Annotated in this window: 22 protein-coding genes; 8 read left to right on the forward strand and 14 right to left on the reverse strand. The window is 73.0% G+C overall.

The genetic code is table 11. The features are described from left to right. Positions 1-10: 10 nt before the first annotated feature. From ASG83_RS00390 to ASG83_RS00405, 4 genes are all read right to left on the reverse strand, one after another. On the reverse strand, positions 11-664 hold the full coding sequence (locus ASG83_RS00390) for a class F sortase (protein ID WP_055855742.1): 654 nt from the start codon (positions 662-664) through the stop codon (positions 11-13). A gap of 16 nt (positions 665-680) precedes the next feature. After that, positions 681-1514 carry a DUF4397 domain-containing protein gene (locus ASG83_RS00395; protein ID WP_055855745.1) on the reverse strand — a complete coding sequence of 278 codons (834 nt, stop codon included), beginning with the start codon at positions 1512-1514 and terminating at the stop codon, positions 681-683. A 158-nt stretch (positions 1515-1672) separates the two neighbouring features. Beyond that, positions 1673-2689, reverse strand: coding sequence for a zinc ribbon domain-containing protein (locus tag ASG83_RS00400; RefSeq protein WP_235459976.1), 1017 nt, complete (start codon positions 2687-2689; stop codon positions 1673-1675). Between the two features lie 537 nt (positions 2690-3226). Further along, entirely contained in the window at positions 3227-4495 is a 1269-nt protein-coding gene (locus tag ASG83_RS00405) for a PrsW family intramembrane metalloprotease (protein ID WP_055855750.1), read from the reverse strand. A 96-nt stretch (positions 4496-4591) separates the two neighbouring features. Between ASG83_RS00405 and ASG83_RS00410 the strand changes: the two genes are divergently transcribed. The 5 genes from ASG83_RS00410 (at position 4592) to ASG83_RS12970 (ending at position 7336) form a co-directional block, all read left to right on the forward strand. Beyond that, on the forward strand, positions 4592-6139 hold the full coding sequence (locus ASG83_RS00410) for an AlkA N-terminal domain-containing protein (RefSeq protein ID WP_055855753.1): 1548 nt from the start codon (positions 4592-4594) through the stop codon (positions 6137-6139). Next, complete coding sequence (locus ASG83_RS00415; protein WP_055855763.1) at positions 6136-6366, forward strand: hypothetical protein; 231 nt, start codon at positions 6136-6138, stop codon at positions 6364-6366. The genes ASG83_RS00410 and ASG83_RS00415 overlap by 4 nt, the downstream gene beginning before the upstream one ends. A 66-nt stretch (positions 6367-6432) precedes the next feature. Next, positions 6433-6726: a hypothetical protein gene (locus tag ASG83_RS00420; RefSeq protein WP_055855766.1), complete on the forward strand. Its 294-nt coding sequence runs from the start codon at positions 6433-6435 to the stop codon at positions 6724-6726. A gap of 86 nt (positions 6727-6812) precedes the next feature. Next, positions 6813-7220 carry an SDR family oxidoreductase gene (locus ASG83_RS00425; RefSeq protein ID WP_055855769.1) on the forward strand — a complete coding sequence of 136 codons (408 nt, stop codon included), beginning with the start codon at positions 6813-6815 and terminating at the stop codon, positions 7218-7220. Beyond that, entirely contained in the window at positions 7220-7336 is a 117-nt protein-coding gene (locus tag ASG83_RS12970; RefSeq protein WP_235451404.1) for a Rho termination factor N-terminal domain-containing protein, read from the forward strand. Before ASG83_RS00425 ends, ASG83_RS12970 begins: the two co-directional genes overlap by 1 nt. 51 nt (positions 7337-7387) lie before the next feature. Here ASG83_RS12970 and ASG83_RS00430 read toward each other — a convergent pair whose 3' ends face one another. Next, on the reverse strand, positions 7388-8818 hold the full coding sequence (locus tag ASG83_RS00430) for an aspartate ammonia-lyase (RefSeq protein ID WP_055858935.1): 1431 nt from the start codon (positions 8816-8818) through the stop codon (positions 7388-7390). 187 nt (positions 8819-9005) lie between these two features. Between ASG83_RS00430 and ASG83_RS00435 the strand changes: the two genes are divergently transcribed. Next, positions 9006-9473: a nucleoside deaminase gene (locus tag ASG83_RS00435; RefSeq protein ID WP_055855772.1), complete on the forward strand. Its 468-nt coding sequence runs from the start codon at positions 9006-9008 to the stop codon at positions 9471-9473. 41 nt (positions 9474-9514) lie between these two features. Here ASG83_RS00435 and cydC read toward each other — a convergent pair whose 3' ends face one another. Genes cydC through ASG83_RS00455 form a run of 4 tightly spaced genes read right to left on the reverse strand, consistent with a single transcriptional unit; the run spans position 9515 to position 15320 of the window. Further along, positions 9515-11176, reverse strand: coding sequence for a thiol reductant ABC exporter subunit CydC (gene cydC / locus ASG83_RS00440; RefSeq protein WP_055855775.1), 1662 nt, complete (start codon positions 11174-11176; stop codon positions 9515-9517). Then, on the reverse strand, positions 11173-12951 hold the full coding sequence (gene cydD / locus ASG83_RS00445; RefSeq protein ID WP_369813379.1) for a thiol reductant ABC exporter subunit CydD: 1779 nt from the start codon (positions 12949-12951) through the stop codon (positions 11173-11175). Before cydD ends, cydC begins: the two co-directional genes overlap by 4 nt. Next, on the reverse strand, positions 12885-13904 hold the full coding sequence (gene cydB, locus ASG83_RS00450; RefSeq protein ID WP_055855778.1) for a cytochrome d ubiquinol oxidase subunit II: 1020 nt from the start codon (positions 13902-13904) through the stop codon (positions 12885-12887). Before cydB ends, cydD begins: the two co-directional genes overlap by 67 nt. Positions 13905-13913: 9 nt before the next feature. Continuing rightward, positions 13914-15320 (reverse strand): cytochrome ubiquinol oxidase subunit I, encoded by a 1407-nt coding sequence (locus ASG83_RS00455; protein WP_055855779.1) that lies wholly within the window; start codon positions 15318-15320, stop codon positions 13914-13916. Between the two features lie 165 nt (positions 15321-15485). On the opposite strand from ASG83_RS00455, the gene ASG83_RS00460 reads away from it, so the two are divergent. After that, the gene (locus tag ASG83_RS00460; protein ID WP_055855783.1) at positions 15486-16157 is read left to right on the forward strand and encodes a DedA family protein; all 672 of its coding nucleotides are present in this window, start codon (positions 15486-15488) and stop codon (positions 16155-16157) included. A 96-nt stretch (positions 16158-16253) separates the two neighbouring features. Here ASG83_RS00460 and ASG83_RS00465 read toward each other — a convergent pair whose 3' ends face one another. The 5 genes from ASG83_RS00465 to ASG83_RS00485 all read right to left on the reverse strand — a co-directional run bounded on the left by ASG83_RS00465 (position 16254) and on the right by ASG83_RS00485 (position 20236). Further along, positions 16254-17171: an ABC transporter substrate-binding protein gene (locus ASG83_RS00465; RefSeq protein ID WP_055855785.1), complete on the reverse strand. Its 918-nt coding sequence runs from the start codon at positions 17169-17171 to the stop codon at positions 16254-16256. A 16-nt stretch (positions 17172-17187) separates the two neighbouring features. Further along, positions 17188-17925: an ABC transporter permease gene (locus tag ASG83_RS00470; protein WP_055855789.1), complete on the reverse strand. Its 738-nt coding sequence runs from the start codon at positions 17923-17925 to the stop codon at positions 17188-17190. Next, positions 17922-18566: an ABC transporter permease gene (locus ASG83_RS00475; RefSeq protein ID WP_055855792.1), complete on the reverse strand. Its 645-nt coding sequence runs from the start codon at positions 18564-18566 to the stop codon at positions 17922-17924. The genes ASG83_RS00470 and ASG83_RS00475 overlap by 4 nt, the downstream gene beginning before the upstream one ends. After that, positions 18563-19387 carry an ABC transporter ATP-binding protein gene (locus ASG83_RS00480; protein ID WP_055855795.1) on the reverse strand — a complete coding sequence of 275 codons (825 nt, stop codon included), beginning with the start codon at positions 19385-19387 and terminating at the stop codon, positions 18563-18565. Before ASG83_RS00480 ends, ASG83_RS00475 begins: the two co-directional genes overlap by 4 nt. A 207-nt stretch (positions 19388-19594) precedes the next feature. Continuing rightward, a complete protein-coding gene (locus tag ASG83_RS00485; RefSeq protein ID WP_055855798.1) occupies positions 19595-20236 on the reverse strand; it encodes a TetR/AcrR family transcriptional regulator in 642 nt (213 codons plus the stop codon). Between the two features lie 165 nt (positions 20237-20401). On the opposite strand from ASG83_RS00485, the gene ASG83_RS00490 reads away from it, so the two are divergent. Continuing rightward, a complete protein-coding gene (locus ASG83_RS00490) occupies positions 20402-21475 on the forward strand; it encodes an App1 family protein (RefSeq protein ID WP_055855801.1) in 1074 nt (357 codons plus the stop codon). The last annotated feature ends 22 nt before the right edge of the window (positions 21476-21497 follow it).

The raw sequence follows: 21497 nt of genomic DNA on the forward strand, positions 1-21497 counted from the left end.
AACGGGGCTGTCATGACAACCGCTCCGCCGTGATGATGACGTTGTCCTCGTAGCGGCCGCGGCCACCGGCGTACCCGTAGTCGTAGTCGCCCCCGCACGTGACCATCACCAGATGGGGGTCGCCCACCGAGGTGAACACGCGATCGAGCGGGACGACGTCCTTGGAGATCTGCTCGACCATCGAGATGCGGTACTCGTGCCGGACGCCCTCGGCGTCCACGACCGCGACGAGCTGACCCGGCTGCGCGTCGAGAAGCCGGAGGAAGGGGCCCTCCCCCTCGGCGACGGTGAAGACATGAGAGGCCAGGACGGTCGCGCCCTGGCTCGCGCCGGGGCCCGCGCTGTACTCGTACCAGCCGGCGTCGAAGGCGCTGGCCGGCAGCGCCATCGCCCCGCGCTCGTCGAGACCCTGCGGAAGGACGTCCATCTCGATCCCCAGGTCGGGGATGGAGAGCGACACCGGAGCCGGAGCGACGCGGGCCGCCAGGGCGTCCAGAGCCTCGCGCGGATCGGTGAACGCCGTCGAGGTGGGGGTCGGGCGGGGCGTGTCGGAAGCACGCTGCTCCGGAGCCGTTTCCGGCTCCGGAGCAGCGCACCCGGCGAGGAGCAGGAGGGCGGCGACCGTGAGCCCGATCGCTCGCGCCGCCCTCCCGCTCGTCGTCATGTGAGGCAAACCGCGATCAGCGCTCGGCGCCGACGGTCTGACGACGGACGATGACCGCGGCCGCGGCGAGCGCGAGCAGGAGCGCCGCACCGGCGGCGATCAGGCCCGTGTTCGGCTGCTGGCCGAGGCCGGCCTCACCCGCGGGGATCTCGGCCGGCGTCGCGCCCAGGCCGTCGATCGTGAAGATGACGGCGCTGAAGGTGTCGTCCTCCATGGGGCCGAACGCGTGGACGAAGATGTTCGTGCCGGCGGGGAGCGCGACATCGCCGAGCTCGATCGCGCGCGTGTCGGTGCCGGTCGGCACGACGTTGATGTCGGCGTAGGTGTCAGCGGGGAGCTGGAGCACGTCGGCCTCGTCCGGGTTGGCGAGCGCCTCGATCAGGACGGCGTCTCCCGAGCGGACGTCGACGGCCCCGACCTGCGCGGTGTGACGGACGGTGATCTTGCCCTCGCCCGCGGGGATCTCCGAGATGTCGTTCACGAAGGCCGAGAGCACCGGGGTGCCGTCCTCGGCCGGGTGCGCGACGGCGGTGTAGCTGGTGTTGGCCGCGAGCGTCGCGTCGAGCTCGATCGCGACCTCCTCGGGGACGGTCGGGTCGCCACCGGCGGCGACGACCTTGAAGTTGTAGTCACCGGCGGGAAGGTCGAGCGGGCCCGCGACGTCCATGGGCTCGAAGTCGGCGAGCGCCGGCTCGGCGCCGTCGTTGACGTAGACGTCGACGGTGAGGCCGGGGAAGGCGTGGACGACGTAGAGGTCGGCCGAGGTGTCGCTGATGGCGTTCGCGGGGGCAGCGATGCCCACGGTGGCGAGGGCGGCGACGCCCAGGCCCGCGAGGATTCGGTTGCGCATGGTTCCTCCAGTTGACGGCCCCGGGGGCGGGGCGGATGCCCCTTCCGGGGTCAAGGCGGAATTCGCCTTACATCCATCACTTCCCCTCGGCCCGCGCATCCGGATGCGCTGGAACCTGGGAGAAGGCCGTCAGAGCACCGACCGGATGCTGGGGGCGGTCAGGCGAGGACGGCCGACAGCCCCGAGATGGAGATCACGAGCCCCGCCACGAGCAGCACGACGTTGACAGCGCCGGCGGCGAGCCCGGAGACCGCGAGAGGGCGACCCCGCGTGATGCCGTTGCTCGTCTCGCGGATGCCCCGGACCCCGGTGATCGCGCACACGGTGAGCAGGGCGGCGTTCGCGACGAACACGAGCGAGAGCGCGACGAAGACGGGCGCCCACGCGCCGGAGGTCACTCCGGAGGCGGTCGCCTCGAGCGCCTCGGTGCCGAGCTCGGTCGTCACGGCGTTGCCGAAGATCGATACGAGCAGCGGCAGGAGACCGGTGACGAGGGCCCACGACGCGGCGGTGCTGCGCACGGGCGGCGGAGAGTAGCGACGGCCGGAGGTGCGCCCCGCGGGTCGCTGATCGATCGACGGCGACGGCGCGGAGGGCGCGGTCGAGGCGGAGGGCGCGGTCGCCCCCGATGCCGCGCTCGACCCGGATACCACCGCTGCCGGCGGTGAGGGGATCCGGGCGGCTGCCGCGTCGGCAGTCGGCAGAGGCGCACTCGCGGGCTCCGCGGACGTCGCGGACGCCACGGGCGCGGGAGGCGCCGTGATGTACGAGCGTGCGCGGCCGATGTGCGTCGGGTTCGCGCCCGGTCTCGGCGGCTGCCGCGCGCTGATGACCGGAACGCCCAGCGGATGCAGGGGCGCGACGGGGACGGCGGGCTCGGCGGGCTCCGGCGGCGCCTCGGGCTCGGCCGTGTCCGCCTCACGCGCGTCGTCGTCCTCCTCTGCGTCCTCCGCCTCGACGGATGCCGGCGACGGCGACACCAGGAGCCCGAGGATGCTCGGGCGGGCGACGGGCTCGGGAGCCCCGGGACCGAGCGCCGGCACGGGGGCGGGCACGGCGTCGACCGCGGGAGCGGGCGCGGAGATGGCGGGAGCGGTGAGCAGTGCGGTGCCGCACTGCGTGCAGAATCGGAGCCCGTCGCGCAGCGGCGAAGCGCAGTTCGGGCAGGCCGCCACCCGCGTCACCGCCTTCACTCGCGCTCGTCGGGTCAGCGGGGCCGAAGCGCGGTCGATTCCCCGCTGGTCAGGCTAGCGAGCGGCGCTCGGTCCGCTCACGCCCCAGTCAGGGGGTCGAACGCCCGATTCTCCCCGTCTCTTGACCCCGCGCGAAGCGCGATGCACCATAGGGGCAGATCAACTCGCCGCCCAGAAGCGCCGGAGGCCCTGCCCCGCCACTGGGCGGCGAGTCTGTTAACCGGCGCCGTCCGCCTCGACTCCGCTCGCTCCCGCCGCGGATATCCCCCGAAGTGGGGGCCCGCACTCTGGCAATCCGCTCTCGGGCGGGCGCCGAATGCCGTGTGTATCGGGAACGAGCCGAGGAACTCCGGGGGACTGCAACCGGGGGGTGAGTCGCAGGGGGCTGCGACGCAGGGAGGGAATCGGACGGGCCGGTCGGAGCGCGGGGGCGCACCGACCGGCCCCCATCTCGTTAAGGGGCCACGGGCATCCGCCCGACCGCGCGCTCGCGCGGGACGGTCGCAGCGTCGGCCGATCTCAGGGCGTCGCGCGCCCCGACATGAGGGCGTGCCGCGAGGCGGCGACGCGCTGCAGGAGCTCCGCCTCGTCGACGTGGGCGCCGATGCCGTCGCGACCGCCGAGGATGCGCTGGCGCGCGTGCGCGAGGCGCGTCGCGTCGCGGATGAACGCGCGCATGAGCCCCGGCACCCCGTGGCGCGCGGCCCACGCCTGCGCCGTGCGCCGCCCGGCGGGCGTGCCGAGCATCGCGACCTCCTGCGGGTGCAGCCAGCCGACCGCGGCGTACTCGCCGAGGCGCACGGCGGTGAGTCGCTGCTCCTGCCTGCGCAGCGCGATGACGATCGCAACGGCGATGAGGAACATCGGCACCTGCACGAGCAGGTAGTAGCCGTAGAAGTCGCCGACGAAGAACAGCGCGCCGTTCCAGAACGCGTGGAGCAGGATCGCCGGGATCGCCCCGACGACGAAGAGCCCGAGGCCCGCGAGCGCCCCCGCCCGGCGAGCGGCGAACCCGAGCGCGGCGCCGATGAAGGCCGTGAACATGACGTGCGCGAACGGCGACATGAGACCGCGGATGAAGAAGATCTCGATCGTGCCTCCGCTCAGAAGCCCGCCATCGGCGAGCTGCGTGCCGAAGTAGAGGATGTTCTCGGTGAACGCGAACCCGCCCGCGACGGTCGCCGCGTAGACGATGCCGTCGACGGGCCCGTCGAAGTGGCGGCGGACCGTCCAGAACAGGATGAGCACGCCGAGACCCTTGCCGAGCTCCTCGACGATCGGCGCCTGGATCGCGGCGCCGAAGAACTCGAACGCCTCGCTCGACCCGCCCGCCATCGCGACGACGTTGCGGATCTCGGCGTCGACGGCGAGCGCGATGAGCACGCTCATGCCCGCGCCCCACAGGAAGGCGAAGACGAGCGCGCCGCGCGGCTCGGGCTCCCATCGATCGATCCAGCGGATGCCCGCGAACACGATCGCGAGCGGCACGAGCGCCATGATCGCGCCGATCACGAGGCCCGCAGGGCCGAGACCGGCGAGGAGGTAGAGCCCGACGACGAGGGCGACCGCGCCGAGGACGACGAATCCGATGACGGCGAGGACGAGCATCCCCGCCGACCGGCGCCGCGGGGGCGTCGCGAACCCGGGCTGGGCCGGCGTGGACGATTCCGCGCGCACCTCCGGCGGCGCGCTCGCGGGCGCGGGTGCCGAGTCGGGCGCGAGCCCCGCGGTCGCCGACCAGTCGGGCGTGCTCGGCGCGGATGCGGGCGGGTGGAGGGGCTCGCTCATGTTCGCGAGCCTAGCGAGGCGATCGGGGCGCGGCGCCCTGATCGGGATGTCCGAATCCCGCTGGTGCGGGCATCCGCCCGGTGGCAGGGTGGGGGCGTGCCCCCTCTCGACCACGCCGTCTGCTACCGGGCCCTCGCCGCGCGCGATGCGCGCTTCGACGGCCAGTTCATCGCCGGCGTGCGCACGACGGGCATCTACTGCCGCCCCTCGTGCCCCGCGACGACGCCACGGCCGCACAACGTCGACTTCTTCCCGACCGCAGCGGCGGCGCACGAGGCGGGGCTGCGCGCGTGCAAGCGCTGCCAGCCCGACGCGGTGCCGGGCAACCCCGACTGGAATCGACGGGACGATCTCGCCGCCCGCGCGATGCGGCTGATCCTCGACGGGGTCGTCGAGCGCGAGGGCGTTCCGGGGCTCGCGTCGCGGCTCGGCTACTCGAGCCGGCACCTCGTGCGCGTGCTGCAGGGCGAGCTCGGCGCCGGGCCGCTCGCCCTCGCGCGCGCCCACCGGGCCGAGTCGGCGCGGGCCCTGCTCGCGGGCACCGACCTCCCGGTCGCCGACGTCGCGTTCGCGGCGGGGTTCGCGAGCCTGCGGCAGTTCAACGACACGATCCAGGAGGTCTACGGCCTCACGCCCACGGCTCTGCGCGGCCTCGCGCGGTCCGGGCGTCACGGCGTCCGCGCGACGCCCGGCGCGGCCGCCGCGGGCGGAGCGACCGCCGTGAGCGTGCGGCTCGCGGCGCGGGCGCCCTTCGACGGCGCCGGGCTCGTCCGCTACGTCGCCGACCACGCGATCTCGGGCGTCGAGGAGGTCGACGACGGGGCCGTCCGGCGCTGGATCCCCCTCCCCCACGGCCCCGCGCTCGTGAGGGTGCGCCTGGACGCCGAGCGCCCGGGCGTCGTCTGCTCGGCCGAGCTCGCCGCGATCGCCGACCTCGCTCCGCTCGTCGCGCGGATCCGCCGCTGGTTCGATCTCGACGCCGACGCGGCCGCGATCGACGAGGCCCTCGGGCGGGATGCCCTGCTCGGGCCGCTCGTCTCCGCGCAGCCGGGCATCCGCATCCCCGGAGCGGTCGACGCGGCCGAGACGCTCCTGCGGACGATCGTCGGGCAGCAGATCTCGCTGCCGGCCGCGCGCACCGTGCTCGGGCGCCTCGCGGCCGACCTCGATGCGCTCGCCGCGCACGAGCCGCGCGCCGGTCTGCGGGCCTTCCCGGACGCGGCCGCGATCGCCGAGCACGGGCATTCGGTGCTGCGCGGTCCCGCGCGGAGGGTGGCGACGATCATCGGCGTCGCCGAGGAGCTCGCGAGCGGGCGGCTCGCGATCGACGTCGGGATGCCGGCGGCCGAGCTGCGGGCGCGCCTCGAGGCGCTGCCGGGGATCGGTCCGTGGACGGCCGGATACGTGGCCATGCGCGTGCTGGGCGCCCCGGACATCCTGCTCGCGGACGACCTCGTGCTTCTGCGCTCGCTGCGCGCGGCCGGAGCCGCCGGGACGACGCGCGAGGCGCACGCGCTCGGCGAGCGCTGGGCGCCGTGGCGCAGCTACGCGACCCTGCACCTGTGGAGAAGCGCTCCCCCGGCGGCGACGGGAGCGCGGGAGGATGGAGCGCGCACCGCGCACCGACGGAGGGAGCGGGCATGACCGCGAACGAGCACGAGCCCCGGAACCACGAGCCCCGCAGCGGCGACGAGGAGCTCGTCGACCGCGAGCTGCTGGCCCGCGACATCGACCACGACGCCGAGCGCCCCGTCGACCTCGACGACGCCCTCGACGAGGCACTGCCGCCGCCGACGATCGACCCGGACGAGCGCGTCGAGGTCGAGCCCGACCCCGACGTCGCCCTGGACGACGAGCGCCCCGCCGTCTGAGCATGCCCTCGCGGCCGCTCGCGCAACCCCCTCCTCGCCCGCGATCGCCGTCGCTAGCGTGCCCCCATGGTCATGCACTACCGCGGCGCGCGCACGGAGGGCTCCTTCTGGCAGCGCCACAGCCTGTCGATCGTCCTCGCGGCGATCCTCGTCGTCCAGACGCTGGTCGCTGTCCTCGCCGGGCACCACGTCTGGGTCGGCGAGCAGGAGCACGCGGGCGCCCCGCTCGAGGCGAGCGAGTTCTGGATCTGGTTCTTCTGGGAGTACAACATCAGCATCGTCGCCGACACGTACGGCGTGATCCTCATCGTCCTGCTCTCCAAGCGGCTCGTCGAGAAGGGCAGCGCCGAGTCGAACTGACCGGCTGTCAACCCCGTGACGACCGGCGACGCCCCGGTCGTACCGTGGCCCCCGCGACCGCGCCGGCGGTCGACGAAGGGAGCGACATGAGCGCATCGACCACCGACCCGACGTCCCTCCACCGCAGCGAGGGCTTCCCCGAGCAGGAGCAGTCGCAGCCCGGTCTCACCGACGCGACGAGCCCGACGCCCGACCACGGCGAGGAGAGCTACCGCGGCGCCGACCGCCTGCGCGACCGCCGCGCGCTCATCACCGGCGGCGACAGCGGCATCGGCCGCGCCGTCGCGATCGCCGTCGCGCCCGGGCCGATCTGGACGCCGCTCATCCCCGCGACGAGCTGGCCGGAGACGCTACCCGACTTCGGGCAGGACACCCCGCTGGGTCGCGCGGGGCAGCCCGCCGAGGTCGCCCCCGCCTCCGTGTACCTCGCGAGCGACGCCGCGAGCGACGTCTCGGGCGCGGTGCTGCCCGTGACCGGCGGGAAGAGCCTCTGATGGCGCCCGCGCGGACGGGCGCGGCGGAGGAGCGGCCGTGCGCGACGGAGCTCGGACTCACCGGGTGCTCGAGGCTGCGCAAGAGCGAGCTCATCGCGCTGCTCAGGGACCACTGACGCCGAGAGCGCCGGCCCCGTGGCGACCACGGGGCCGGCGTCGGCTCGCGGTCAGTCCTCGACCGGCACCATCGGCAGGGCGATCGCGCCCGTCATCGGCACCGAGCCCGAGAGCCTCTCCGGCGAGAGCACGCGCTCGACGTCCTCCGCCGACATGAGGCCGCGCTCGACGACGATCTGCCGGATCGACAGGGGCGAGTTGAGCGCCTCGTAGGCGAGCTTCGCCGAGGCCTGGTAGCCGATGTACGGCGTGAGGGCGGTGACGACGCCGACGCTGAGGTCGACCATCTCGCTCAGCCGCTCGACGTTCGCGGTGATGCCGTCGACGCAGTTGAGGCGGAGCGTCCGGCACGCGTTCGTCATCCACGCGAGCGACTGCATGATGCTCGTGGCGATGACCGGCTCGAAGGCGTTGAGCTGCAGCTGCCCCGCCTCGGCCGCCGCCGTGACGGTCGCATCCGCGCCGATGATCGAGAACGCGACCTGGTTCACGACCTCGGGGATCACCGGGTTGACCTTGCCCGGCATGATCGACGAGCCCGCCTGGCGCGGCGGCAGGTTGATCTCGCCGAAGCCCGCCTGCGGCCCGCTGGAGAGCAGGCGGAGGTCGTTGCAGATCTTCGAGAGCTTCACGGCGGCGCGCTTGAGCGTACCGGAGAGGGTCATGAAGATGCCCGCGTCGCTCGTCGCCTCGATGAGGTCGGGGGCGGTCACCATGGCGTAGCCGGAGACCTCGCTCAGGTGCCGGCGCACGCTCTCGGCGTACCGCGGGTCGGCGGTGATGCCCGTGCCGATCGCCGTCGCGCCGAGGTTGATCTCGTTGAGCCACGGGATCACCTCGGAGAGCCGGTCGTGGTCCTCCCGCATCGTCGTGGCGAAGCCGCGGAACTCCTGGCCGAGCGTCATCGGCACGGCGTCCTGCAGCTGCGTGCGACCGACCTTGAGGACGTGCGCGAACTCGCGCCCCTTGCTCGCGAACGACTCGCTGAGCAGCTCGTGCTCCTCCAGCAGCGTGCGCAGGCTCAGCACCATCGCGAGCTTGATCGCGGTGGGGTACACGTCGTTCGTCGACTGGCTGCGGTTGACGTCGTCGATCGGGTGCAGGTGCTCGTACTCGCCCTTGGCGTGGCCGAGCAGCTCGAGGCCGCGATTGGCGATGATCTCGTTGACCGACATGTTCGTGCTCGTGCCCGCGCCGCCCTGCAGCACGCCGAGCACGAACTGGTCGTGGTGGTGGCCCTCGATGATCTCCTGGCAGGCGCGGTCGATGACCTCGGCCTTCTCGGTGTCGAGCACGCCGATCTCGGCGTTCGCACGCGCCGCCGCCTGCTTGACGAACGCGAGGGCGATGACGAGATTCGGGTGATTGGAGAGCGCCCGACGCGTGATCGGGAAGTTCTCCAGCGCGCGAGCGGTGTGGATGCCCCAGTAGGCGTCGGCCGGGATGGGCATCGAGCCGAGCGAGTCGTGCTCCATGCGCATCTCGCGCGGCGGGGCGCCCGCCTCCGCGAGACCGGGTCGATAGATCGGGACTCCGTCGTCACTCGTCGTGAAGCTGGGAGCAGGGCCGGTGGTGCGCACCATGAATGGATGCCTCTTCCTTGTGGGTCCGACAGCAGTGGCGGTGGCGGCTCGAGTCTATCGGTGAGGGCGCGGCTAGGCTGTCGCGGTGCACGACTCCTCCGCGCTCGATCGCGCCATCGCTCTCGCCGCCCGCAACGTCGCCGACGGCGGCGGTCCGTTCGGCGCGATCGTGGTCGCCCCGGACGGCCGCGAGTTCGCCGGGGTCAACCGCGTCACCCGCGACAACGACCCGACCGCCCACGCCGAGGTCGTCGCGATCCGCGTCGCCGCGCGCGAGCTCGGCACCTTCGACCTGAGCGGCTGCGTGCTCTACGCGAGCTGCGAGCCGTGCCCGCTGTGCCTGAGCGCCGCGCTCTGGGCGCGGCTGGACAGGGTGGTGTTCGCCGCCGACCGGCACGATGCCGCACGGGCGGGCTTCGACGACGCGGTGTTCTACGACCTCTTCGACACCCCCCGCGACGCGTGGCCCACGCCCGTCGAGCACGCGCCGTCGTCGGGCGCCTCAGCGCCGTTCGACGCCTGGCGCGAGAACACCGAGCGCGTCGAGTACTGAGCGCCCGATCCGGCCGATCGGCCTGCTCGCCGGTCGCCCGCTCAGCGCGCGGGGGCGATGCGCACCCGACGGGTGACGAGCCGGTCGGGCACGGGTGCGTGCGAGATCACGAGCACGGCGCGCTCCGGCCCCGCGGCCGCGCCCAGCAGCTCCTCCAGCAGCGCCTCCGAGCGCTCGGGGTCGACGTTCGCGGTCGGCTCGTCGAGCACGAGCACGGGCGCCGCGCTCAGCAGCGCGCGGGCGAGCGCGATGCGCTGCGCCTGACCGCCGGAGACGAGCCTGCCGCGCTCGCCGACCGTGGCGTCGAGACCGCCGCGCTCGGCGAGCCACTCCCTGAGCCCGACGCGCTCGAGCACGGCGACGAGCTCGTCGTCGGTCGCGGTGTCGCGCGCGAAGATCAGATTCTGGCGGATGCTCTCATCGAACAGGTGCGGCTGCTGCTCCAGCAGCACGACCCGGCGCCGCACCTCGTCGGGGTGCAGCTCGCGCACGTCGACGCCGCCGAGCTCGTAGCGCCCGGAGTGCTCGAGGAACCGCACGAGCACGTGCGCGAGCGTCGTCTTGCCCGCCCCGCTCGGCCCCTGCAGGACGACCCGGTCGCCGGGGTGCAGCTCGAGGTCGAGGGGAGCGAGCGCGGGGCGGGCATCCCCCGGCCAGTGCGCCGCGACGCCCGTGAGCCGCACCGATGATGCTCCTGCGGGCAGAGCGCGCGGATTCTCGGGCGCGAGCGGGATCTCGTCGGGGACGTACTCGGGCACGACGGTCGCGACGCGCTCGGCGCTCGCCCGCACGCGCCACCACGCCCCGACCGCCGACGGGAGGGCGCCCACGACCTCGATCACGGCGAGCGGCAGCAGGACGAGCATGGCCAGCTGCGGGCCGGTGAGCGCTCCGTTCGCGAGCTCGGGCTGCACCGCGAGGAGCGTGGCGATGAGCATCGACCCCCCGCCGAGCGTCAGGAGCGCGACGACCGCGCCCGCCGCGGCGGACTGCCGGGACTGGGCGCGGCGCAGCCGGTCGTCGAGGGCGAGGAGCGCGGCGCGTCGCGGCGCGTCGGCGCCGAACGCGCGCAGGGTCTCCCAGCGGGCGACGTACTCGAGCACGGCGTCGGCGAGGTCGGCGCGGAGCGGGGCGATGCGACGCTCGGCCCCGCGGCTGAGCGCCGCGAGCACGGCGGTCGCGGCGAGGGCCGTGGCCGCGAGCCCGAGCGCGAGCAGGAGCGCGGCGACGGGCGAGACCCAGGCCACGCCGACGACGGCGAGCCCCGCGACGACCCCGGCGCTCACGAGCGGCTGCACCACCCGCAGCGGGAGGTCCTGCAGGGCGTCGACGTCCTGCACGAGCGTCGTGAGCACGTCTCCCGAGCGCGCGGCGCGCAGCCCGTCGGGCGCGACCGGCACGAGGCGCCGGAAGACACTCACGCGCAGCCCCGCGAGCGCGCGCAGGGCGGCGTCGTGCCCGACGACGCGCTCGAGGTAGCGCAGTGCGGCACGGCCGATCGCGAACGCGCGCACGCCCACGATCGCGAAGCCGAGGAAGAGGATCGGCGGCTGCTCGGCGGCGCGCGCGATGAGCCAGGCCGAGGTCGCGAGCAGGGCGACCGACGAGCCGGCCGCGAGGGCGCCGAGCGCGAGGGCCGGGGCGAGCGCCGCGAGCGGCGGCTGCGCGGCCCGCAGCACCGGGCGGATGCCGATGCGGGTCATCGCGCGATCACCTCCGGGGCGCGGGCGTCGCGTCCCCAGCGCTCCGACCCCGCGGCGATCGCGGCGAGGTCGAGCACCTCGTCGGCGGCCGCGACCACTGCGGGTCGGTGCGTGACGACGACCACGAGGCGCCCCTCGTCGGCGAGCGAGCGCAGCCCCGCGACGACGCGCCCCTCCGCCTCCGCGTCGAGCGCCGAGGTCGGCTCGTCGAGCACGATCGTGTCGAGGTCGCGCTCGAGGGCCCGGTAGGCGGCGCGCGCGATCGCCGCGCGCTGCGCCTGCCCGCCCGACAGCCCCTGACCGGCCGGGCCGAGGACGGTCGTGAGCGGGACGTCGAGCGCACCGGCGAGCGCGAGCGCGCGAGCCACGAGCGCGGGGTCCGGATGCTCCGAGCCGAGCGCCACGACCTCCTCCAGCGACCCCGCCGTGAGCTCCGGGCTCTGCCCGGCCCAGGCGATGCGCGCGAGGCGCTCCTCGGCCGGGACCTCGCGGCCCGCGAGGACGATGCGCCCCTCGGCGGGGACGAGGCCGAGGAGGGCGGCGACGAGCGACGACTTGCCGGCGCCGCTCGGGCCCGTGATCGCGACGAGGGTTCCGCGCCGCCAGGCGGCGTCGAGGCCCGAGACGACCGCGCGGCCGCCGCGGGCGACGCCCACGCCCTCGAGGGCGAGGGCGACGTCGTGCGTCTCGCCGTCGCGGGGCGTCGCGGAGGCGAGCGGCGCGGTCGGGGCGGGCGGGGCATCCGCGCCGCCCTCTCGGCCGTCGCCCTCGATGAGATCGAGCACGTCGTCGGAGGCGGCGATGCCGTCGGCCGCCGCGTGGAAGCGCGCGCCGACGAGACGCAGCGGCAGGTACGCCTCAGGGGTCAGGATGAGCACGAAGAGCCCCAGCGCGAACGGGATCGCCCCGTCGATGAGGCGCACGCCCACCGACACCGCGACGACCGCGACCGAGAGGCTCGCCGCGAGCTCGAGCGCGAAGCTCGACAGGAACGACACCCGCAGGACCCTCATGGTGCGCGCGCGGTAGGCGTCGGTCACGGCCTCGATGCGCGCGGTCTGCCGGTGCTGCCTCCCGAAGATCGTGAGCGTCGAGAGCCCGCGGACGACCTCGAGGAACCCCGTCGAGAGCGACTGCAGCGCCTCCCACTGCGAGCGCTGCATCGCCTGCGTCGCCCAGCCGATCAGCACCATGAACACGGGGATGAGCGGAAGGGTCAGCATGACCGCGACGCCCGTGGCAGTGTCGGCCACGAGCAGCACCCCCACGACGATCGGGGTCGCGACCGCCGTGAGGATCAGCTGCGGCAGGTACAGGCCGACGTAGCCGTCCATCGCGTCGAGCCCCGGGCCGATGATCGTCGCGAGCGAGCCGCTCGACCGCCGACCGAGCGCGCTCGAGCCGCCGCGGTCGATCGCCTCGAGCGCGCGGCGGCGCAGCTGGCTCTTCACCCGCGCGGCGCCGCGGGCGGCGAGCGCGTCGAGCGCGGCCTGGGTGAGCGCCCGGGCGATGACGGATGCGGCGGTCGCGGCCACGAGCATCCCCATCGAATCGAGGGGCGCGCCCTCGATCACCGCCGCGATGCTGCCCGCGGCGGACCAGCAGAACGCGACGATGCTCGCGGTGTGCGCGACGCCGACGACCGCGCCGAGCGCGAGGAGCGCTCGCGCGGCCGAGGCGGTGCGCAGCAGGCGCGGATCGAGGGGCTTCAGTGCGCCGCCCCCACGGCGATCGAGGCGCGCGTGACGCGCTTGCGGAAGATCCAGTACGTCCAGCCCTGGTAGAGCAGCACGAGCGGGATCATGAACACGGCGACCCAGGTCATGACCTGCAGCGTGTACTCGGTGCTCGAGGCGTTCTCGATCGTGAGACTGTAGGCCGGGTCGATCGTCGACGGCATGACGTTCGGGAACATCGCCGCGAGGATCGTCGCGACCGCGAGGAGCGTCGTCGCGGCCGAGAGTCCGAAGGCCCAGCCCTCGCGTCCCGCGCGGTTGGCGAGCGTCGCCCCGACGAGGGCGACCGCCGCGGCTGCGGCGAGCGCCGCGATGAGCGGGGCGTGCGCGACATCGAGGTGCGCGAGGACGGTCCAGGTCAGGAAGGCGGCCGCGACGACGATCGTCACGAGGCCCGCGCGCGCGGCGAGGGCACGGGCGCGCTCGCGCAGCTCGCCGTCGGTCTTCAGGGCCACGAACTGGACGCCGTGCGTGAAGAACAGCAGGAGGGTCGTGAGCCCGCCCAGGAGCCCGTAGGGGTTCAGGAGCGTGAGCAGCGAGCCGACGAAGTCGCCGTCGGCGTCGATCGGGGTGCCCTGGACGATGTTGGCGAACGCGACGCCCCACAGCAGGGCAGGGACCGCCGAGCCGATCACGATCATCCGGTCGAAGGCCGCCGACCACTCGGGGCTGCGGCCCTGGTGCCGGTACTCGAACGAGACGCCGCGGAGGATGAGCGCGACGAGGATCAGCAGCAGCGCGAGGTAGAAGCCGCTGAACAGCGTCGCGTACCAGTACGGGAATGCCGCGAAGAGCGAGGCGCCGGCGACGATGAGCCAGGTCTCGTTGAGATCCCAGACGGGGCCGATCGTGTTGATGATCTGGCGGCGGTCGGTGTCGTCCGTGCCGAGGAAGGGCAGCGACATGCCGACGCCGAAGTCGAAGCCGTCGAGCACGAAGTAGCCGATGAAGAAGAACCCGACGATGAGGAACCAGAGGGTGGCGAGATCCATGGGGTCCTCCTAGTAGACCGTGGCGAGCTTCGAGCGGTCGATGTCGTCCGCGTCGGAGTGGTCCTCCCACTCCTTCGGGCCCTCGATCGCGGCCCGCCGGATGAGACGGAACTCCACGACGGCGAGCGCGCCGTACAGCACCGTGAAGACGACGAGCGAGATGAGCACCTCGAGGCCCGTGACGTTGGGCGAGACGCCATCCTCCGTCTTCATGAGACCGAACACGAGCCAGGGCTGTCGGCCCATCTCGGTGAAGATCCAGCCGACGAGGCTCGCGATCATGGGCAGCGGGGCGGCCCAGATGGCGACCTTCCAGGCCCAGCCGGCGGGCGTGCGGCCGCCGCGGGTGAGCCAGAGGCCGACGACCGAGATGAGCGCGGCGAGCGAGCCGAGCCCGATCATCCAGCGGAAGGCCCAGTACGTGACCCAGATGATGGGTGTGTAGTCGCCGGGGCCGAACTGGTCGACGTACTGCGCCTGCAGGTCGTTGATGCCCTCGACCTCGCCCGTGAGCGTGTGCGTCGAGAGCAGCGACAGCAGGTAGGGCACGCGCACGGAGAAAATCTCGCTCGACCCGTCGGGAGTGCCGAGCGAGAAGATCGAGAAGCTCGCGGGCCCCGCGGTCTCGTAGAGCGCCTCGGCCGCGGCCATCTTCATCGGCTGCGTCGCGACCATCACGAGGCTCAGCTGATCGCCGCTCAGCGCGACGCCCGCGAAGGCGACGAGGTTGGTGACGCCGCCGAACCGCAGCGCGGTGCGCATGGTGTCGTCGTGCTGGCCGCGCGACAGGTGGTACGCGGCGACCGCGACGACCACGACCGCCGCGAACATGATCGAGGCGAAGATCGTGTGCGGGAAGGACGCGAGGACCACGGGGTTCGTCAGCACCGCGACGATGTCGGTGAGCTCGGCGCGGCCGCGCACCTCGTTGATCGTGAAGCCGACGGGGTTCTGCATGAACGCGTTCGCGGCGAGGATGAAGTACGCCGAGAGCATCGTCGAGATCGACACGACCCAGATCGACGCGAGGTGCAGCTTCGCCGGCAGCTTGTCCCACCCGAAGATCCACAGACCGATGAACGTGGCCTCCAGGAAGAAGGCCAGCAGACCCTCCATCGCGAGCGGCGCCCCGAACACGTCGCCGACGAATCGCGAGTAGTCGCTCCAGTTCATGCCGAACTGGAACTCCTGAACGATCCCCGTCACGACGCCCATGGCGAAGTTGATGAGGAAGATGCGGCCGAACAGGCGCGTCAGGTGCAGGTACTTCAGCTTCGCCGTGCGCACCCACGCCGTCTGCAGCAGCGCCACGAGGAACGCCATGCCGATCGTGAGGGGGACGAAGAGGAAGTGGTAGAGGGTCGTGAGACCGAACTGCCAGCGGGCGAGGGCGAGCGGATCGAGCCAGTCGAGCACGGGAGACGGACCGCCTTGCGTGAGTGAGGGGTGGGGTTCCCTTCCACCCTAGGAATCGGGCTCCGGGGTCGGCAGGGGCCGAAGGTCCCGAATCCGGAGGCGGCGCCTCCGATCGGCGCCGACGCCCCCAGCGCGCGCGAGGCGGTCGTCGGTAGGCTCGCGCTCGTGAACGAGATCCTCGACGGCCTGCTCGACACCGTTCAGGGCGTCGACCCCGTCGTGCGGACCCTCCTCGCCGGGCTGTTCATCATGCTCGAGACGAGCGTGCTCATCGGCCTCGTCGTCCCCGGCGACACCGTCGTGCTCGTCGCCTCGACCGCCGTCGACTCGCCCGTCGAGTACTTCGCCCTCGCGATCACGTGCATCGCGGGCGCTCTCGCCGGCGGCTCGATCGGCTTCTGGATCGGCCGCACCATCGGCCCCTGGCTGCGCGCCTCGCGCGCCGGGCGGCTCATCGGCGAGAAGAACTGGGTGCGGGCGGAGAACTTCCTCGACCAGCGCGGCGGCATCGCCGTGTTCATCTCGCGCTTCCTGCCGGTGCTGCACTCGCTCACGCCGCTCACCGTCGGCATGAGCACGCTGCGCTACCGCACCTTCATCCTGTGGCTCGCGGCCGCCTCGACCATCTGGTCGTTCGCGTACGTCTCGGTCGGCTCGGCCGCCGCGGGCACCTACCGCGAGCTCGACGACACGCTCGGCGGGGCGGCGTACCTGTTCGTCGGCATCATCATCGCATTCCTCCTCCTGGTGTGGATCGTGAAGAAGCTCCTCGATCGGTACTCGTCGCGCTTCGCCGACCGTCCGGGCGATCACGACGCCCGTACGCGCGAGGACTGAGCCGGCGCGCTCCCGCCCGCCCCGGGCATCCCCCGAATGCGACGACGGGGGCGGAGCGAGCGCTCCGCCCCCGTCGGGCGTGGGAAGCCGTGGCTACTAGCCGAGGAAGCCGTTCTCCTCGAGCCAGCCCTGGGCGATATCGGCGGCCGACAGCTGGTCGACCGTGCTCTGGACGTTGAGGGCGACCAGGCCCTCGGGGGTCAGCGCGGCGCTGACCTCGTTGATGACGTCGATCGCGTCCTGCGACAGGTCCGCGCTCGCGACCGGCACGACGTTCGAGGCCAGGAAGAGGCCCTCGGGGTCGGCGAGGGTCACGAGGTCGTTCTCGCCGATGCGCGGGTCGGCGCTGTAGACGTTGGCGATGTTGACGACGCCCTCGAGGAGCGACTCGACGGTCGTCTCACCGGTGGCCTGGAACTCCACCGTCACGCCGTAGACCGACTCGAGGCCCGCGGGGCCGTAGGGGCGCTCGGCGAGCTCGGGGTTGCCGCCGAGGATCAGGCCCTCCACGCCCGCGAGGTCGGCGATCGACTCGAGGCCGTTGGCCTCGGCGAATTCGGCCGTCACGTTGTAGCTGTCCTGGTCGGTCGCCGACGACTGGTCGAGCACCTGAAGGCCCTCGGGCAGGGCGCCCTGGAGCTCCGCGTAGACCTCGTCCTCCGCGGTCGCCTCGGTGTCGGGCACGTAGTACTGCAGGAGGTTGCCCGTGTACTCGGGGAACAGGTCGACCTCGCCCGCCTCGATGGCGGGGATGTACGCGTCGCGCTGGCCGATGTTGAAGTTGCGCTCGACCTCGAACCCGGCCTCCTCGAGGGCCTGGGCGTAGATCTCGGCGATGATCTCGTTCGAGTAGTAGGCCTGCGAGCCGATGACGATCGTCTCGCTCGAGCCGCCCGCATCCGGGTCGGTGCCGGGCTCCAGCGGATCACCCGACGCGCACCCTGCCAGGGCCAATGCCGCCCCGACCACGGTCGCGGTCATCGCGAACCGGCCCTTGTTCCTTGCTGTGAACATCACGATCTTCTTTCTCTCAGGTGGTGGCGGGGGTCTCCGCCGCCGCACGACGGCGAGGGGCCGCCGTGCGGAGCTCAGGGGCGCGGCGCGCGCGCACGCCGCGTGGCACCGCATAGCGCTCGAGCACCGCGAACAGCGCGTCGAGCAGGAGGGCGAGGGCGATGATGAGCATCGCCGCGCCGAGCATGCGGTCGTAGTCGCGCAGGGCGATGCCCTCCACGATCGGCAGCCCGAGGCCGCCGAGGTTGACGAAGGCGGCGAGCACGGCCGTCGCGACGACCTGCAGAGTGCCGCTGCGCAGCCCGCCCATCAGCAGCGGCAGGCCGAGCGGCACCTCGACGCGCCACAGGATCTGCCACTCGGTCATTCCCATCGAGCGCGCGGCGTCGATGACGCGGCGATCGATGACCTCGAGGCCGGCGTAGGCGCCCGCGAGGATCGGCGGGATCGCGAGGAGGACGAGGACGAGGACCGTCGACGGCCCGCGCAGCAGCACGCCCGCGAGCATGACGAACAGGAAGAGGAGGCCGAACGAGGGCAGGGCGCGCGCGGCGCCCGAGATGCCGACCGCGATCTCGCGGCCCCTGCCCGTGTGCCCGATGAGCCAGCCGAGCGGGATCGCGATGATCGACGCGGCGAGCACCGCGAGCACCGTGTAGAACAGGTGCTCGCCGATGCGGACGGGGATCGACGTCGACCCCTGCCAGTTGGTCGGGTCGCCGATCCACGCGAGCGCGTCCAGGAAGAGGTTCACGATGCCCCCTTCACGCGCGTCCACGGCATGAGCCACGCGCCGACGAGCGCGAGGATGCGGTCGAACAGGAGCGCGATCACGACGGTCGCGACCACGCCCGCGAGCACCGACTCGAGGATGCCGCGCTGGTAGCCGTTCGTGAACAGGTAGCCGAGGCTGTCGACGCCGACGATGACCCCGACCGTGAGCAGGCTCACCGTGCTCACGGCGACGACGCGGAGGCCCGCGAGGAGGACAGGCCCGGCGAGGGGGAAGTCGACGGCCCAGAAGCGCCGCCAGGAGGAGTACCCCATCGCCGTGGCGGCCTGCTGGATGTCGCGATCGACGCTCGCAAGGGCATCCGCCGTCGATCGGGCCATGATCGCGACCGCGTAGATGGTGAGCGCGATGAGCACGTTGGCCTCACCGATGAACGGCAGACCGAGCAGCGGAGGGAGGATGACGAAGAGCGCGAGCGACGGGATCGTGTAGAGGAGCCCCACGAGCGTCAGGATCAGCCCGCGCGTGAGCTGGTAGCGGTGCGCGACCCAGCCGAGCGGCAGCGCGATGATGAAGCCGAGCACGATCGGCAGGATGCTCAGCCGGACGTGCTCGATCGACAGCTCGAGGATCTGCTCGATGTTCGCGAGAATCCAGGTCACGACGGGCCCGCCTCCACGAGCCGGCCCGCGACCGTGCCGTCGGCGTCGACGAGCACGCGCGCGCCGTCGATCTCGCGGATGCTCAGCGCGCGCTTGCCACGATCGGCGCCGACGAAGCTCGCGACGAAGTCGCTCGCGGGGTTCGCGAGGATCTCCTCCGGGGTGCCCTTCTGCGCGATCCGGGCGCCCTTCTCGAGGATGACGACCTGGTCGCCGAGCAGGAACGCCTCGTCGATGTCGTGCGTGACGAACACGACCGTCTTGCCCAGCTCGCGCTGCAGGCGCAGGAGCTCCTGCTGCAGCTCGGCGCGCACGATCGGGTCGACGGCGCCGAAGGGCTCGTCCATGAGCAGGATGTTGGGGTCGACCGCGAGACCGCGCGCGACGCCGACGCGCTGCTGCTGGCCGCCGGAGAGCTGCGAGGGGTAGCGTTCGGCCATCGAGCGGTCGAGGCCGACGGTGTCCATGAGCTGCAGCGCGCGCTCGTGCGCGTCCTTCCTCGGCACCCCGTTGAGGCGCGGCACGGTCGCGATGTTGTCGATCACGGTGCGGTGCGGCAGAAGCCCCGAGTTCTGCATGACGTAGCCGATGCGGCGGCGCAGCCTCACGGGGTCGATGGTCGAGACGTTCTCGCCGTCGATCTCGAGGTCGCCGCTCGACGCGTCGACCATGCGGTTGATCATGCGCAGCAGGGTGGTCTTGCCGCAGCCGCTCGACCCGACGAACACGGTCGTGCGGTGCGAGGGGATGACGAGGCTGAAGTCGTCGACGGCGGTCGTGCCGCCGGGGAAGGTCTTGGAGATGGAGCGGAACTCGATCACGGAACGCGTCTCCTCGATGTCGATCGCCGCCGAGGGATCACTCAGCGCGCTCCCAGTCAAACAGCCGCCGCCCCGCGAGAGGGGCGAATCGCGCGGTTTTCCCGGCACATATCCAGAAGATGCGGATGCTCGGCGCACCGAGCACGGAGACGCACGAGAGCCCCCGCGGGTCGGCGGGGGCTCTCGTGGAGAAGCGCGGGAAGCGGGCTACAGCACCCCGGCGACCGTCGCGCGCACGACGCGGCGGGCCTCGTCGAGGAGCGCGGCGTCGCCGTCGCCGTCCCGCGCGAAGGCGCGGGCGACGAGCGCGTCGATCACCTCGACGGCCGTCGCGATCGCCAGGCGGCCGCTGTCATCGAGCGAGAGGGCGAAGCGCTGCTCGAGCGCGTCGGCCACGGCACCGGCGACGACGCCGTTGGCGGTCTCCTCCGCGCTCGGCGGGAGCAGATCGAGCACGTCGCCCACGCGGAGCGAGCGGTAGCCCGGCTCCGAGCGGACGAGGTCGACCGTCACGTCGAGGACGCCGAGGAGGGCGTCCGTCGCCGTCGCGTGGCCCTCGGCGGCGAGCTCACCCGCGAGCCGTGCGAGCAGGCGCTCGGAGTTGCGCGCCGCGAGCGACTGCAGGACGGCGATGCGGTCGGGGAAGTAGCGGTAGACGGTACCGATCGAGGCACCGGCGCGATCGGCGACCATGGCGGTCGTGAGGCGCTCGTAGCCGATCTCGTCGATGACGGCGGCGGCCGAATCGAGGAGGGCGGCGAGGCGCGCCGTGCTGCGCGCCTGGACGGGTTCGTTGCGGATGGGAGCCGACGCGGTCAGGAGCGTCGTACTCAGTTCGATGGTTGACATGGGTGGGTACCTTTCGACGACCGGGCTGAGTGCGATGGTAGCGCGCAAGGTGAGACTTCGACCGGTTTTCCTCTCAGGAATATTCGGCGCGCCGTGGGGCTGTTCGCTGTGGCGAACATCCGGTCGCGTCCTGGCCGGTCGGAGGCCTCGTGACAGACTGGAGCGATGGCGGCCGTCACCCCTGACCACGAGCCCGAGCACCGTCCGTCGTGGGCGCGCCGGGCGGCCGCTCTCGAGGACTCGGTGCACCGCATGCGCGAGCGCCGCGGCCGGAAGCGGGGCCTCGTGCCGATCGTCCTCCCCTACAGCGGGTACGGCGGGCCCGGCTGGGTGCGCGTGCTCTGCCGCGTCCTGCTGGTCAAGCCCGGGCTCGACCTCCGGAAGCCCGCCCGGGCCATCCGCGGGTGGCGCAGCTTCACGAGCATCGCGATCGGCGGCGCGGAGATCGTCGTGCGCGTCGACGGGCAGGAGTTCACCGTGCACGCCGACCGCGGCGGCGTCGTCGACGTCGACGTCGCCGTCGATCTCGAGCCGGGCCTGCGCACGATCGAGCTGCAGGTGGAGGACACCCCGCCCGTCGAGGCCCCCGTCTACGTCGTGCAGCCGGATGCCCGCATCGGCCTCCTGAGCGACATCGACGACACCGTCATGGTCACCGCGCTCCCCCGGCCCTTCCTCGCCGCCTGGAACACCTTCGTGCTCGACGAGCACGCGCGCCAGGCCGTCCCGGGCATGGCGGTGCTCTACGAGCGCATCGTGCGCGAGAACCCCTCCTGCCCCGTCGTCTACCTCTCGACCGGCGCGTGGAACGTCGCACCGACCCTCGACCGATTCCTCTCGCGCCACCTCTACCCCGACGGCACCCTGCTGCTGACCGACTGGGGGCCGACGCACGACCGGCTCTTCCGCAGCGGCCGCGACCACAAGCGCGAGAGCCTCGAGCGCCTCGCCCGCGAGTTCCCGACGATCCGCTGGATCCTCGTCGGCGACGACGGCCAGCACGATGAGGAGCTCTACCGGGACTTCGCCGCCGCTCACCCCGAGAACGTGCGCGCCGTCGCGATCCGCGAGCTGTCGCCAGGGGAGGCGGTGCTCGCGGGCGGCCGCAGCCACGTCGACGACGCCGCGCGCGCGGCGGCCGAGGCCCCGTGGGTGTCCGCCCCGGACGGCGCCGGTCTCGCCTTCGAGCTCGGCGAGGCGGGCGTCCTCGCGGCGGAGGACACCCCGCGGCTCGACTGAGACGGCGAGGCGGGCCCGGGCG

This window comes from Yonghaparkia sp. Soil809, assembly GCF_001429705.1.
GTDB lineage: Bacteria > Actinomycetota > Actinomycetes > Actinomycetales > Microbacteriaceae > Microcella.

Bases quoted from the DNA above. Each gene is read 5' to 3' on its own strand.
- ASG83_RS00430 (WP_055858935.1), bottom strand. From the start codon at position 8,818: ATGCGCATGGAGCACGACTCGCTCGGCTCGATGCCCATCCCGGCCGAC.
- cydB (WP_055855778.1), bottom strand. From the start codon at position 13,904: ATGGATCTCGCCACCCTCTGGTTCCTCATCGTCGGGTTCTTCTTCATC.
- ASG83_RS00490 (WP_055855801.1), top strand. From the start codon at position 20,402: ATGGCGGCCGTCACCCCTGACCACGAGCCCGAGCACCGTCCGTCGTGG.
- ASG83_RS00420 (WP_055855766.1), top strand. From the start codon at position 6,433: ATGGTCATGCACTACCGCGGCGCGCGCACGGAGGGCTCCTTCTGGCAG.
- ASG83_RS00390 (WP_055855742.1), bottom strand. From the start codon at position 664: ATGACGACGAGCGGGAGGGCGGCGCGAGCGATCGGGCTCACGGTCGCC.
- ASG83_RS00405 (WP_055855750.1), bottom strand. From the start codon at position 4,495: ATGAGCGAGCCCCTCCACCCGCCCGCATCCGCGCCGAGCACGCCCGAC.
- ASG83_RS00465 (WP_055855785.1), bottom strand. From the start codon at position 17,171: ATGTTCACAGCAAGGAACAAGGGCCGGTTCGCGATGACCGCGACCGTG.
- ASG83_RS00425 (WP_055855769.1), top strand. From the start codon at position 6,813: ATGAGCGCATCGACCACCGACCCGACGTCCCTCCACCGCAGCGAGGGC.
- ASG83_RS00485 (WP_055855798.1), bottom strand. From the start codon at position 20,236: ATGTCAACCATCGAACTGAGTACGACGCTCCTGACCGCGTCGGCTCCC.
- ASG83_RS12970 (WP_235451404.1), top strand. From the start codon at position 7,220: ATGGCGCCCGCGCGGACGGGCGCGGCGGAGGAGCGGCCGTGCGCGACG.
- ASG83_RS00415 (WP_055855763.1), top strand. From the start codon at position 6,136: ATGACCGCGAACGAGCACGAGCCCCGGAACCACGAGCCCCGCAGCGGC.
- cydC (WP_055855775.1), bottom strand. From the start codon at position 11,176: ATGACCCGCATCGGCATCCGCCCGGTGCTGCGGGCCGCGCAGCCGCCG.
- ASG83_RS00395 (WP_055855745.1), bottom strand. From the start codon at position 1,514: ATGCGCAACCGAATCCTCGCGGGCCTGGGCGTCGCCGCCCTCGCCACC.